Source organism: Kamptonema formosum PCC 10802, from assembly GCF_000332335.1.
Taxonomy (GTDB): Bacteria; Cyanobacteriota; Cyanobacteriia; order Cyanobacteriales; family Oscillatoriaceae; genus Oscillatoria.
Genome location: NZ_KB235948.1, coordinates 2,621,843 through 2,635,339 on the forward strand (window position 1 = coordinate 2,621,843; position 13,497 = coordinate 2,635,339).

The 13,497-nt window shown below is 53.4% G+C and carries 13 protein-coding genes; 3 read left to right on the top strand and 10 right to left on the bottom strand.

Annotated elements, in window-relative coordinates; translation table 11 throughout:
* From OSC10802_RS52815 to OSC10802_RS44245, 5 genes are all read right to left on the bottom strand, one after another.
* Positions 1–217: hypothetical protein (locus OSC10802_RS52815; RefSeq protein ID WP_198525100.1), on the bottom strand; the 217-nt coding region annotated here is incomplete at its 3' end.
* Positions 195–866: an Ig-like domain-containing protein gene (locus OSC10802_RS0111215; RefSeq protein WP_017716862.1), complete on the bottom strand. Its 672-nt coding sequence runs from the start codon at positions 864–866 to the stop codon at positions 195–197. The genes OSC10802_RS52815 and OSC10802_RS0111215, both read right to left, overlap by 23 nt.
* A 390-nt stretch (positions 867–1,256) precedes the next feature.
* Positions 1,257–2,456, bottom strand: a complete 1,200-nt coding sequence (locus OSC10802_RS0111220; protein ID WP_017716863.1) for an aminotransferase class V-fold PLP-dependent enzyme — start codon at positions 2,454–2,456, stop codon at positions 1,257–1,259.
* A gap of 674 nt (positions 2,457–3,130) precedes the next feature.
* Complete coding sequence (locus OSC10802_RS0111225) at positions 3,131–3,682, bottom strand: NYN domain-containing protein (protein WP_017716864.1); 552 nt, start codon at positions 3,680–3,682, stop codon at positions 3,131–3,133.
* 325 nt (positions 3,683–4,007) lie between these two features.
* On the bottom strand, positions 4,008–5,492 hold the full coding sequence (locus OSC10802_RS44245; protein ID WP_017716865.1) for a WD40 repeat domain-containing protein: 1,485 nt from the start codon (positions 5,490–5,492) through the stop codon (positions 4,008–4,010).
* Here OSC10802_RS44245 and OSC10802_RS0111235 point away from each other — a divergent pair.
* Positions 5,491–5,709: a hypothetical protein gene (locus OSC10802_RS0111235; protein ID WP_017716866.1), complete on the top strand. Its 219-nt coding sequence runs from the start codon at positions 5,491–5,493 to the stop codon at positions 5,707–5,709. The genes OSC10802_RS44245 and OSC10802_RS0111235 overlap by 2 nt on opposite strands.
* A 142-nt stretch (positions 5,710–5,851) precedes the next feature.
* Here OSC10802_RS0111235 and OSC10802_RS0111240 read toward each other — a convergent pair whose 3' ends face one another.
* The 5 genes from OSC10802_RS0111240 to OSC10802_RS0111260 all read right to left on the bottom strand — a co-directional run bounded on the left by OSC10802_RS0111240 (position 5,852) and on the right by OSC10802_RS0111260 (position 11,834).
* Positions 5,852–6,193: a hypothetical protein gene (locus OSC10802_RS0111240; protein WP_017716867.1), complete on the bottom strand. Its 342-nt coding sequence runs from the start codon at positions 6,191–6,193 to the stop codon at positions 5,852–5,854.
* Positions 6,194–6,704: 511 nt separating this feature from the next.
* Positions 6,705–8,171: a phenylacetate--CoA ligase family protein gene (locus tag OSC10802_RS0111245; protein ID WP_017716868.1), complete on the bottom strand. Its 1,467-nt coding sequence runs from the start codon at positions 8,169–8,171 to the stop codon at positions 6,705–6,707.
* 177 nt (positions 8,172–8,348) lie between these two features.
* Entirely contained in the window at positions 8,349–9,134 is a 786-nt protein-coding gene (locus tag OSC10802_RS0111250) for a DUF4058 family protein (RefSeq protein ID WP_017716869.1), read from the bottom strand.
* Between the two features lie 219 nt (positions 9,135–9,353).
* Positions 9,354–10,304 (bottom strand): bestrophin family protein, encoded by a 951-nt coding sequence (locus OSC10802_RS39685; protein WP_044170072.1) that lies wholly within the window; start codon positions 10,302–10,304, stop codon positions 9,354–9,356.
* A 21-nt stretch (positions 10,305–10,325) separates the two neighbouring features.
* Complete coding sequence (locus tag OSC10802_RS0111260; protein ID WP_017716871.1) at positions 10,326–11,834, bottom strand: UbiD family decarboxylase; 1,509 nt, start codon at positions 11,832–11,834, stop codon at positions 10,326–10,328.
* On the opposite strand from OSC10802_RS0111260, the gene OSC10802_RS49500 reads away from it, so the two are divergent.
* Together OSC10802_RS49500 and OSC10802_RS39690 are read left to right on the top strand one after the other, a co-directional pair.
* Positions 11,834–12,001, top strand: coding sequence for a hypothetical protein (locus OSC10802_RS49500; RefSeq protein ID WP_017716872.1), 168 nt, complete (start codon positions 11,834–11,836; stop codon positions 11,999–12,001). The genes OSC10802_RS0111260 and OSC10802_RS49500 overlap by 1 nt on opposite strands.
* Positions 12,002–12,009: 8 nt before the next feature.
* Entirely contained in the window at positions 12,010–13,239 is a 1,230-nt protein-coding gene (locus OSC10802_RS39690; protein WP_017716873.1) for an IS1/IS1595 family N-terminal zinc-binding domain-containing protein, read from the top strand.
* Positions 13,240–13,497 lie beyond the last annotated feature (258 nt).

Genomic DNA, 13,497 nt, shown 5'->3' on the forward strand with positions numbered 1-13,497 from the left:
AACTGTCTCGCTCATGCAGTATAATAGAGTTGGCGGTTTCTGCCGCCCAGCCGGTGCTGCCTTGTTTGCGGATTAAAAAGTTTTCTGTGACTGAGAAATCCACAGACTGTGAAGCCTGGTTGCCGGCTGTGTCAGTTGCAATCACCCCAATATTGTGGTCGCCTAGTCCTAACCCATTAGAAGCAATCGCGGCGTCAAACTGTCCCGCTGCACTCACCGGCACTGGGGGATGAACTACCGCCATCTAAGGAGTATTGAACATTGGGAACTCCCCCACCGGTATCGCCGGCTGAACCAATCAGCCGCGCTGTGGAACTGTGCGCCCAACCGGCAATCGGCGCTGTTAAGGAGAGAGAGGGTGCACTCGTGTCAATTGTAACAGTTAGTGGTGCGGAAGAAGCCAGCACACTGCCGGCAATATTTAAGGCCCTCGCCTGCAGAACATGTGGGCCATATGTCAGGGGAATTGAGGTAATTTGTGTGCTATTTCTTCTTGTTGTTTCCCCTACTAATTGCCCGTTTGCGTACAGCTGCACTTTCGCCACCCCCACAGGCGAACCCGTCAATAAGTCTGCCGCAAAGGTAGGCGTGCTGTCATTGGTTATATTGTCGGTGTTGCTGGCACCGCTGTCGCTGGATGGCAGTAAATCCAGACCTATAGATAGTAGAGGGGGAAGCCGGTATTGGGGGAGTGAGGGCTCTCTGAACTGGGGGGACAAGAAAGCCCCCTCATCGGCTTCAGGGAAGTTCAATAAATTGCTTGAATCGCTTTCAGTTCCCGATGGAATCCATTGAGAGCCAATCTCTAGATCCCCGGTGCCGCCTGACGGGAAGGCCAACAAATTTTCCCCGGTGTTTGGTTCCATGTGAAATGTCCCCCTGACTCCTCACTCAATGATGCCTGGTTTGTGCGGCTTTTCCCGCAGCGCCTACCCGACACTTGCTAGTTCGACTTGCCTTTTTGTGGCTCAACTTTTTTTACTATAACACCTTAACTTAGCTTTTGTTGGGAATTTCTGTTAATTTTTCTTACGGTTTTTAGGGCCGGGGAATTTCTCTCACTTCAGTTTTTGTTAAAGCTTGTGAAAAAATTGTGAGATGTATAGGGTTTGTCTGGGAGCTACAACCAGACAGTGGTAGAATCAAGGGTTCTCTCGTTCCCAGCCTCAGGCTGGGAACGAGGGATAGAGATGGATAGCAAAAATTAAATGCGCCACAGCTTAGCAAAAGCTCTCGCTCGAGTCCACCGGCAACAGTCAGGAATCCAGCAACTCCAAGAGCGCCTTGGCTAGATATTCATACTCCACCGGCGTATTGTAAATCTGTGCGGAAATGCGAATGAGTCGGTTGGGGGCAGCCGGCCAGGCAGTAAGCCACACTTCAATCCCAAACTGGTCCAGCAAAATATCGTGAAGCGCCTCAGTGGAACCGTCTGGCAGAGGTAGAGATGCCATCGAGCCAATCATCTCATCCGGACAGGGCACCGGCACGCCCAGCTTGTCGCAAAGCATCTGTCTCGCCGCTAGGGCCATCGAGCGGTTTCTCTCCATTAATTCTGGCCAGCCGCCGGCTAGCAGGGAGCCCATGAATTTGACAGCCACCGGCACGCACAGGCAAGCGGTGGGGTCTGGTGTCCCCATCCAGTCGAATTCCAGCTGGAAGCGCGACCGGTCAGTGCGGGGGGAGTTGGCCCCGTGGCTGACGGTCAGGGGACGGATGGCGGATTGCTTGTCGCGCCGCACATAGAGGAAGGCTGCCCCTTTGGGGGCGCAGAGCCATTTGTGGCAGTTGCCGGTGTAGTAAGTTGCGCCAATCTCGTGCAGGTTCAGGGGCAGCATTCCCGGCGTGTGGGCTCCGTCCACGAGGGTATCGACGCCCAGTCCTGCTAGCTGCTGGACAATCTGCCGGATGGGGAAAATCAGCGCCGTCTGGCTGACCACATGATCGAGCAAAACCAGCCGCGTTTTCGGGGAAACTCGCTCCATCACTGCCTGGACAATCTGAGCCGGCGATTCCAGGGGAAAGGGCACCGGCGCTGTGACGATGCGGGCACCGGCACACTCGGCCACAAAATTCAGGGCGTTGCGGCAGGCGTTGTACTCCTGGTTGGTGGTCAGGATCTCGTCCCCGGGCTGAAAGTGCCCGTAAGCGAGCAGGGAGCGCAAGACGGCATTGACGCCGGTTGTGGCGTTGGGGACAAAGGCCAGCTCGGCTGGGTCAGCGCCGGCAAAGCGGGCCAGCTCAGTGCGAGCTTCATCGAGCAGGGGCTCGAACTCCCGCCCAAAAAAGCGCACCGGCTCTCGTTCCAGCTGTTCCCGCAGGCGCTGCTGGGCTTCGAGCACCGGCTTTGGGCAGGCTCCAAATGAGCCGTGATTCAGATAAGTTACATTGCTGTCCAGCAACCAAAACTCAGCCCAGCTAGCTGGAGCGCTTTGCGAAAAGGCGTTTTGATACATTTACAGCACTAGCCAAATTGGTTAGGAAATGAGACATTAAGGCACGGCGAACGCCGTACCTACGGCGTAGGACAGGCGTCTCGCCTGTCCCAATCTCAGGAATCTAGACGATGGTTTTGATTTGGTCTTCAATCCAAAATCCAAAATCCACGCATCCAAAATCTTGCGATTTCAGATTAACCCTTCAATCCAAAATCCAAAATCCACGCATCCAAAATTTGTTAACTCCCCGGGCAAGATTCGAACTTGCGACCAATCGGTTACACCCTGTCCCAACGTTTCCGCTAGGGGTGGACTATCTCATCATCCCTTGTGGGATGTCGGGCGCTACTGGATTTATTGGATAGGCTCCTCATCCATAGTCTCTGCACCTTTCTGGCTACCTGTGGGTTAACCACTGCCTTTCGCCAGACTTGGCTCAGGGTTCCCGCCACCCGAAGTGCTGCGGCTTCCTTGAGTTCACCCGATTTTCCACTACCCGTTACCGAGTAGCGCTGCTTGGGGAAGTTGCAAGCTTTATGGCCTGCATTGGTCCCTGACAGCCGACCGCTCTACCACTGAGCTACCGAGGATTGTGATTCTTATAATAACTACCTGCGGAGGAGTTTGGCAAGCACTTTGGGAAAAATTTTTCAAAATTTTTTTTCGGCTCCTGAGAGGGCCATTTTGGGGCTTCACCAGGGCCGGTTCATCCGCATTTGGGCCAAGCGCTGCTGGGCTTTGGGATCGAGAGAGCTTGCTAAAAAGCGGCTGGGCGGTCGTTTGGAGGAGTTCTGTTTGCGCCTGACGCTGTGCCTGGTGGATTCTACCTCCGAGGCCAGCTGGTGTCCTGAGATCCATTCGGCTCCGTACCCGACGACGGTGAGTTGCTGGGCCCGGTCTGATGTGGCCACAATCAGCCGCTGTTGAGCGTGGGCCCGTTCGTAGCGAAAGGTGGCGCAGGTTTTTTCGATGTAGGTATCTGCGGTTTGGCCGAAGTCGGTGTAGTGGACGCTGAGGTGGCGGGTGATTTCTTCCTTGGTGCTGCGGGTGTCCTGATAGTGGGCGTCGAACACCAGGCGCGTGTCGTAGTCCTTAAAGGCGCTGTAGTTGACCAAAGCTTCGATCAGTTCCCGTCTGGAGGCTTCCAGGCCATCTCGGTCGCGGGTTTTTGTCAGGTATGGCCAGATTCCTATGATGTTGTAGCCGTCCACGAGGAGGACCGCCGGTGATGAGGGGCGTAACATATCGGTTTGAGCTGTAATATTTCTACATGAATTATTTATTTTTATACCCTACTCTTGACTTTTTTGCAGAAAATTTCTCAATCCACTGCCACAACGCCGCTGGCTGCTAGGAAATTTATATGAAATACGGCTGCTTAATTAATGAATGTAACGCCCGCCGCTCAGGGCTTATAACGATTTAGCAGACCCGTCACTGCGCAGCAAACCGACGTGCGGTGAAGAAACTAATTAAACGTAAATTTTAGATGGCTTCCAGCTGTTGCCCTCGGTGGGCCGGCGATGGCGGCAGCATTCACCGGCACGGATTGCGGGCTGGCGGCTGGCACTAGCTGGGCTCGACCCATCCGGGCGCAGGGTGACGGAGCAAACTCAGGTCAAGGGTTTGCCCGCTGGGGTTGGGAGTGAGGTTAATCAGCGGGTCTGTATGTCCGGTCAGGGTGCGGCGAAGCGCTCCTGTCTGCAAGTCCCACAGCTTGATCGTCCTCTCGGTACTGCCGCTGGCCAGGGTTTGGCCATCGTCTCCGATGGCCAGGGAGCGGACGGTGCCGGCATGTCCGGCGAAGATATTTCTGCGAAGGCCGGTGTCGAGGTGCCAAATCTCGATGGTGCCGTCCTGAGAGCCACTGGCGAGGATTTGCCCATCAGGGCTGATGGCGATGGCCACCACGGGGTCTGGATGCACCGGCAGGGTTCGCAGCAATTTGCCGGTGTTGGCATACCATATTTTCAGTGTTTTGTCAATACTGCCGCTGGCGAGAATCTGGCTGTCGGGGCTAATGGCGAGGGGGCGAACCATGCCGGCATGGGCGGCGATGCGGCGCTCTTTCTCGCCACCGCCGGGGTGCCAGATTTTAATTGTGCCGTCATAGCCGCCGCTGATCAGGATCTGCCCGTCGCAGCTAATGGCAATGGCGCTGACGCCGCTGGAATGACCGGCAAGGGTGCGGAGCAGCTCGCCGGTGCCGGAGTGGGACAGGTGGAGCTTTTTTTCTGTGCTGCCACTGGCGAGGGAGTGCCCGCCAGAGCCGGTGGCGGCGGGATACAGCGACCAGCAATGCCCCTTCAGCTGCTCGATCAGTTCGCTGCTGCCCAATTTCCAAAGTTTAATGCTGCCGTCATAACTGCTGCTGGCCAGGGTTTGGCCATCGGCGCTGAGCGCGGCGGGATAGAGATAGGTTGACCCGCAAGTGACGGTGCGCAACCACTCGCGGGAGATTTGCTGAGATTTCAGGGATTCCAAATAGCTGCGCAAACCGCCGGCATAGAGAAGGTCTGCGATTCCGAATGAGGCTATTGCGCTGCTCGAGGCTTCTACCTGAGAAGCCGGCAGGAAGCCCGCCAGTATGGCGCTGCACGCTTCTTGCGCTTCACTGATGTCTTCTGGGAGCAAAATGCAGACAACAGCGGCATTTTCCTTGAGTTGTGAGGGGTGAGCGCTCCACCGAACTGAATCAATGCTGCCGCGCGCGGTTTGGACTGCGATGCCGGCGGTTGCGTTTTCGCTGAGGGGAAAATCGACGCCGGTGTTGCTGTCAGGGCGGGTCACCAAAACGTCTAGGCAGCTGGCGAGCGCTTCTTCACCCAGCTGTTCGAGCAAGTGGTTGCGAATTATATCGCGGACTGGATCGGTTTGCTTCGCTTCGGTGAGATGCTGGCACTGGGAGCGAATTTGCTGCAACCGCTGACCTGAAATCACCATCAATTCACTGTGGCAACCGACGGTTTGACAGCGCAGCAGATTTGCCGCACCCGATTTGAGCCGTTTGATGAAGTCAGCTTGTTGAGATTTCAGTGGGGTTGTCCAGTCCATGCGCCGGTTGTGTGACTCTCCCCAAGATTTTACCTATATCGTACAAGCTCGGGCAGCCGGTTTTTTGGGGAGAGAGAAGGCACAGGCGTTCTGGCCTGCGCTGCGAGCTGCTGGCTCAAAGGGGGTGCCGGAAGCATTGGGCGCGCGCCGGCACGGATGCGGTCGGGACTTTGGCCGCAGGCGAGACTGCTGCCAGCTGCCGGTGGGGAAGGGGTAGATGTTTGCGGCTAAAAATTAGGGTTTAAGTCGTCCCTGATCTCTGCGTTTTGAGCTATCTGCAATGTTACTATTCTATCACACACTTGGGCTGGAATTCACTGCACTCGCACTTCCAGGCAGGGAGCCGGCACCGGCTGCAATTACTGAGAGGGGGAGCTGCGATCGCGCCCTTCCAGCTGTTTGATTTTCAGCCGCAAATCCAAGTCGTCACTGCCAACAATTGTTTCTAGGTTGGCGAGGCGCTGCTCAATCTGTTGCAGCTGACTGGCTTGCAGCTGAGTTTGGGATTTTTTGTCGCGCCAAACGACTGCGGTGCTGGCTGCTGCGCCTGTGACGACGGCGACCGGCAGTACCGGACCGCTGTTGGTAACAGCTGACAGCGGAATGCAGATTCCCAGCATGCCGGTGGCGAGTCCCCAGATTTTTGTAGTGGCGGCGACTCGGACATCTTTTTCTGGGTCTTTTTCTTCTGGGTGAGTCATATGTTTTGCTTTTCTTTATACCCGTTATTTCTATATTGCCACACTCACTTGGGTGATGGCTTCCGGCTAGCGGGTTACGGAATTTTACTTAAGTAGTCTTACTTAAGTAAGGGGGCGGGGGCGATGGCGCTTTAGCCCAAAAGTTTGTAGGGGCGGGTTGACTAACATGTGAACTTCGCAGAAACATTTTGGGTGAACCCGCCCTTACTTTAGCCCAAAGGTTCGTAGTTGGGCTTTAGCCCTACCGGGGGTATAGCAGTATGCACTTAGGTTAGTACATGGGCATCATCGCATCATCGCATCACGCAAAAGCTGGTAGGGGCGGGTTTACTAACATCTGGTAAAACCCAGAGACATTTTGGGTGAACCCGCCCCTACTTACCCCATGCGCATGAGCCCAATGCGCATGAGCCCCATAAGCCATGTCATTAATGTCTTAACTAATATGACTACTGCTATAAGTGGAAGCCGGCGGTTCCTGTGGAGGGTTGCGGTGCGCCCCGGCTTTCATCTATGACCTGACAATCCCTCTCTGTTTGATGGTTGTTTCCGTTGCCTGAGACAGACCTGGACAGGGCACGAAATTCATCCGGAAAATCCGCTTTTCTGGGTTGCTGTCAAAAGCGCTATAAACCGCTTTCCATTTATTCATAAATTCTGGATTTACCCTCCCTATAGACCGCACTAGAGAGTAATAAATGCGCTCAATTGTCGCTGTTTCGGGGGAGACACCTTCCCGGATTTCCAGGTCAAATTCAAGATACTGTCTTTCTTCTTCGTAAATAATCCGGGCGCGGTACAGTCCAGTGAGAATGTCCTGCAGTTCTTCGCATTTGACCGCCGCGTCCAGCATATATTCCATGAGATTAGCGCCACCAAAGATTAGGGAGCTGTCTCCCCGACCGGTAACAGCGAGCAGATCCGGAAGCCGGTCGCTGGCTGCTGAAAGAATGTTCACCAGATCTGCATCCTCAGAATTCAGCATATCCGAGGTAAGAATGGCGTGTTTCAATTGTTTCCAACTGTATAGAGCTACCCGATCGTAGAGCATGTAGCGCACTAAGGGAATTCCTTGCCAGCGGGTAACGCAAAGGTGCCGGTCAACAGTTTCCAGGTAAACGTCACTAACAAATAAATGAAAAAAGTGAGGGGTGGGAGATTCTATGCCCAGGAAATTAGCGAGAGCGCTGTTTCGATACAGTAATTTTCGCACGGTTACAGAAGCCAGGGATTCCGCTCCAAGTGTCCCCGTATCGGCGCTGGCGTAAAGGGAAAACATAAATCGTGCGCTCTCCCCTACCCCCGCACGGTTGTGGAGAGAAGCTCGCACGCTCTCTGGAAAAGGCTCACCCGTAACAATATACCTGATTTTACTGAAGGGAATAGCTTGCTTTAACTGATTTGCCTTGAGGTTTAGGTAAGAGATTGTTGAGGGAACGATAAACAGGATAAATTGCTCCACAAAGGGATTCATTTTGCACACAATTTCGAGAATTTCATCGGGATGGCTACCCGGAGAAATGACCCAAAATGGATAGGGCGTATCGAGCGCCAGATTCTTTAAATTCCAGGAAAAAAAATCTCCGCCGATCCAACTTCCCAGAGAGAGCCCCACAATCGCAAGTGTCTTTTTCTGGTGAACGGCGAACATGCCTTCGAGAAACGCCCTAAATGCTCTGGTTGAAGAGCCGCTGGCGGACTTTAGCTGGGGCCAATAAAAGCTCTTTCCAGATGACCCGGAGGAGCGAAAGATGGTAAATATTTCTTCAGAATTGTCCGCCTGCAGCTCTTCAAATGGGTAAGCTAGGAGGTAGGATTCTTTGTCCGACTGGGGGAGCCGGTCAAATGGCTCTCCCCCTTTCAATCCATGCTTTTCCAGAAAACGCTTGTAAGCCGGTACATTCCGCTGGGCGCGTTTGGCCACCTGTTCGGCTATCTCTTTCGCTCCCAGAGCGGTTTTCAAAAATGCTCTATTCATTCAGACACTCCTTTTGCAACTTGAGGGTTCCCACCGGCTGGACTGAGAAAACTCCGCCCCGCCTTACCAATTATACCTTTTTTAGGATATGCCGGCTGCAAGTCTTGTAAAATTATCTAGCACTCACCCTGCAGTTCTCCGCTCACGTTTGGCGCTACCAATCTCTTATAACTCAATTCACCGGCATCCTTGCTCCCGCAACAGGGCATCCGCCCAACCGGCATCCGCCTCTGAAAGCGCCGGCACCGGCTCGCTCCTGTAATCGATTCTCAAATCATAACTCCCCCTATCATACACCAAATCCAGAAGCGCCTTCAAATCCACCACCGGCTCCCTATCCCCCGCACGCAAAGGCAGCGGAAAACACGGAATTGCATCCCGGAGATTAAAAGCATACAAATCTGCTAGAGGCCGGCGATCGCCCCGACTCACTAATATGCGATAATCACTTTGGGTGTCATTATTCAAAACCGGCATTGGTTCCCCGGCACGCAGCAAATCTATTTCTACCAAATTCGTTAAACTTCCTAACACCCGCTGGCGCTTAAGCTCGTATTTTCGGCGTCCTTCCCCAGAGCGCTTATTCTTTGGAGAGAGGACTTCGAGCGCAGTTACTACCTCATTCGTCGCCACATCCCGTATCTGTAAATAGTCTTCCCTGACAGTCTCAGGTATGGGAATTGCGACCGTCACCGGCTGTGCTGGAGGTGCGGCGACAGCGACATTCGACACTGTTGGGTTCCGGGACGTTAGCGGACGCTGCACCGTTACATCAGGAATACCCACAAATATAGAATCTTCCCCACTGCTTTGATAAATTCGATCTTCGATATCTACTATATATTTAGGACGGAGTTGGGGAGCCAGCAAGTCCGCGAGCGCCACTATCAGCCGCTTGTGCACTTTTGGCCATACGGCTGGATGTTCTAAATAGGGATTCATTCCCGGAAATGGAGAGGGCATTGATGGAACTCCTTTACTCAGCACAGTTTTAGTATAGCACTGTTTCTGCCGGGGTCGGAAAGCACCCCACCCCCTAACCCCTGCCCCTTATCCCCAGAGGGGGCCTTAGGGGGTGGGGGGGAACCGCATCTAGCAGCAAAAGAATCCTCCCATAAAACTCTTAATACAACAAACGAAGTAGAGGGGAGGAATCGCCCCTCTCCCCTCTGCATTGGCACCTTACTGGCGGCGGTTCAATCCCTCACGCAAGTCAGCCGTGACATGCTCCAGTCGTGGATTTTTCCAATCCCTCACACTGGGAGCCAGCGAAATTAAATCTTCAACATTGCGGTGCATTGTATTGCAAATTGCATCCAAAGGCAAGTCATTAGGAGCCTTGCCAAAAGGATTTTCAAGTTGATTGCCAATCTCCTCAATCCCAAACAAAGTGAAACTGACTAAAACCACCATAGGCACCGTCAGCCAGTGCAATTGATCCACGATTTGCAAGGGCAAAAACAGGCAATAAACCAGCAGCAACTGTTTCAGGTGAAGGGCATAAGCCAGAGGCATTGGTGTTTTCTGAATGCGCTCGCAGCCTCCCAAACAGTCCACCATACTATTCAGCAACTGCTTCATAGCATTAAGCTGATAGCTGTTCAGGCAATTCCGTTCGTACTGTTCCTGCAAATAATCCCCAATCCAAAAGGCAACCTCTAGGGGTATATTATTTATGCGCTTTAGCTTTTTATAGCGTTCTGGCGACATCAATGCTTTTAACTCACTGCTAGTCCGCTCATACCTCAGGTGCATTTTAGTCGCCACCGCAAAAGCCACTAATAGCCGCACAGCAGCCACTTTTGCGTCTTTATCATTTGGCTCAATTTCTTCTATGGCCACCCACATTTCACGCGACAAGTTGCGCACATTATTGACAACAGTGCCCCAACATTTACGCCCCTCCCAAAACCTTTCGTAAGCTGTACTGGTTCGGAAACTCAATAACAGCCCCAAGAGGATATTGGGAATCATATTAATCAGTGGCCAGGATTCAAATAAGTTTAGCTCATGGATTATATCGACGAACAAGCTAAATACTCCGCACCAGATAACCTGGGGAAGAATGGTTCTTACGACTGAACCTTGATGCCATAAATTCACTGGAAAGCTGAAACCTTTTAAACTGTCCATTTAACACCTCACTGCTCGCATCTACCGCATGTCATACCCAAACAAATTCGGATTCACCTCCCCCAACTGCAAATCCGCCAGCCCATATTCCGCCCACCGGCGCTCCACCATAGCCGCCACATCCGCATCCGACTCCAAAGCCGCCCCCCACTCATGCTCGGTTTCCGGCGGAATCTTCGTCGTCGCATCAATCCCCATGCGCCCGCCCAGCCCAATCTTCTCACTGGCAAAATCCAAGCTGTCAAACGGCGTATTCGGCAGGATAAACACATCCCGCGACGGGTCAACCTTAGAGCTAATTGCCCACACCACTTGACGCGGGTCGCGAATGTTGATATCCTTATCCACAACAATCACAAACTTCGTGTAAGTAAACTGGGGCAAAGCGCTCCAAAATGCCAAAGCAGCCCGTCGCGCCTGTCCCGGATACGCCTTATCAATCGAGATAATCGCCGCCTTGTAACTGAGCGCCTCCATTGGCAGGAAGAAATCGGCAATTTCTGACACCTGCTGCCGCAAAATTGGCGTGTAAATGCGATTCAGGGCAATGGCCATCATCGCCTCTTCTTTGGGCGGACGCCCGCTAAATGTGGTGAGATAAATCGGATCTTGCCGGTGGGTCATGCAGTGGAAGCGAATTAGCGGCGAATCCTCGACGCCGCCGTAATAGCCCATGTGGTCGCCAAAAGGCCCGTCCGGCATCATTTCCCCCGGCGCGATCGTGCCTTCCAGCACAAATTCCGAGTCCGCCGGCACTTCCAAATCCACCGTCTTGCACTTCGCCAGACTCACCCCAGAACCGCCATACAGCCCAGCAAACAGCCATTCTGACAGATCCACCGGAATCGGCGTAGCAGCTGCCATAATAATCAGCGGGTCAACGCCGAGGGCGATCGCAACCTGCAATTTCTTCCCGCGCTCCGCAGCCTTGCGCAAGTGCCGCGCACCCCCCCGCACTGACAGCCAGTGTACCGTCATTGTGTTCCGCGATTGCAGCTGCAGCCGGTAAACACCCACATTTGGCGTTCCCGTCTCGCAATCCTTGGTAATCACCAAACCCAGGGTGACAATCTTGCCGGCATCCCCCGGATACGGGCGAATCATCGGGATTTTGTTCAAATCCAGCTCATCCCCTTCAATTACCACTTCCTGGCACGCCGGGAAAAAGTCGCGCCCCGGTTTCGCTTTGAGCACGTCAAACAGCACTTTGCCAAACTCTACCGCCTGGGAAACCTTCTTGGGCGGTTTGGGTTGCTGCAGCATCGCCAGCTTTTTGCCCAACTCCTCCAACTCTGCCGGCTTTGACCTATTCATCGCCCAGCACACCCGCTCCTCTGTGCCCATCAGGTTGATCGCCACGGGATATGCCGAACCTTTGACGTTCTCAAACAGCAGCGCCGGGCCCCCCGCTCCCAGCATGCGGTTGGAAATCTCGGCAATCTCCAAATCTGGATCAACCAGGGCTTTAATCCGCCGCAACTGTCCCCGTTCTTCCAGCAGTTTGATGAACCCCCGCAAGTCTCTGGCCATTGGATCAAGAATTATTAAGGATTATTTTATATTATTACATCAAAGGGCGAGCGGTTGACAAGGCGGGCGCACCCCCCCAAGAAGCCAAATTCCTCGCCAGTCATGCAGTGGCCTTTCCCACAGCCACAAACCCCGCTTTGGCCCAAGTTCCAGTTCAGTTGAGATAATTGCCAGCATGAAATGTCCCCAATGTCAGTCCCCTGAACTCCGCAAAAATGGCCGCCCGAAAGGCCAGCAGCGCTATCAGTGCAAAGCTTGTGGCAAGCAATTCCTCGCTCCCACCGCAGAGCCAACCTTAAGCGAAGCGCTTCCCACTGCCCTTGGCGATGCGGTACAGTTTGAGAGTAACGGACACGCTGAAGCCGCACCGGCGCTCAGCGCTCCAGAAGCGTCCGCGCCCTCTGCGCCGGGAATCGCTATTTTGCTGCTAGATGCAGAAAACCTGAAACTCGACATCAAACCTGAACAATTCCTAGCCAGTCTGTGCGCCTGTCCTTTGCAGGTGAAAATTGCCTTCGCCAACTGGAGAAACCCGAGCTTTAGCAAGCTGGATGCGGAACTTCACGAGCGCGGATATCAGATGGTTCATGTGCCGGAGGGCAAGAATAGTGCGGACGCCAAAATGATAGCTGTTGGCTCTTCTATTTTCTTCCACTACCCCAATGTGAAAGAGGTGTTTGTCTGCTCTTCCGATGGGCTGTTAAACCACCTCTGCACTCAGTTGCAAAACATGGGACTGACCGTCTATCGCGCCCGCACTAAAAATAAAACCCTGACGGTAGAAAATCTCTACAGCGGCGAGCTGAAACACTATTCCCTGAGAGTGGAAGCGGAAATTCCTTCTTTTGAAGGATTTGTTAAGCAAGTTGAGGAACTCATTCAGGCGGAACATAACTCGCTCACCCAGCGCACAGCGCAATTTTCTGCTATTTCCGCGCTTTTGCAAGAGCGGCGCAACCTGACACTGAGCGCCAGCCGGTCGAATGACTCGCCGGCACCCGTTCCAGAAGCAACATCACTCGCGCCTGCGCCCGAAGAAGAACCGGCACCACCGGCTCATAAGAGCGCCGATGTGGAATTGAATGTTTCTGCACCGGCACCACCGCTCCCCACAAGGAGTATTCAGTCCAAGGAAGAATTGGAGCGGGCGCTTCTCGAAATTATTGAGTTCCTGCAACTCAACAATCCGCTGGATAAAGTTTCTGTTGGCACTCTCAGCTCCGAGGTGCACAAACTCTGTGGTGAAACGGCTAATTCCATCGTCAAAAGATTAAAGCTAGGCGGGAATTTGACTAAATTTTTAAAGTCCTGTACTGCGATCTCACTCGTTCAGAATAGCACCCATTATACAGTGTCTGTCCCCACATCGCCTTCATCTGAAATTAGCACGCGAGAGGAACTGTAACAGGCGCTGGAATTGTCAGAACCTTATCCGCTGAATCTGCTGGCAGCTCTATTTCCCTTTCAAATCTAGCCTGGGAATTTCAAAAGGAATACGGCCAGCCCCTTATCAAAACAATGAAGCAATTGCACCTAGGAAGTCAATTCCCCCCATTTTTGCAGTCCTGCAGCGCTTTCAAGGTGCAGAAAAAAAGCAAGGGCTATCAAGTGGCGCTCGCCTGAGCGGGGGCGGCAGAGTGCGCCGCTCCCTCACCCCCGAATT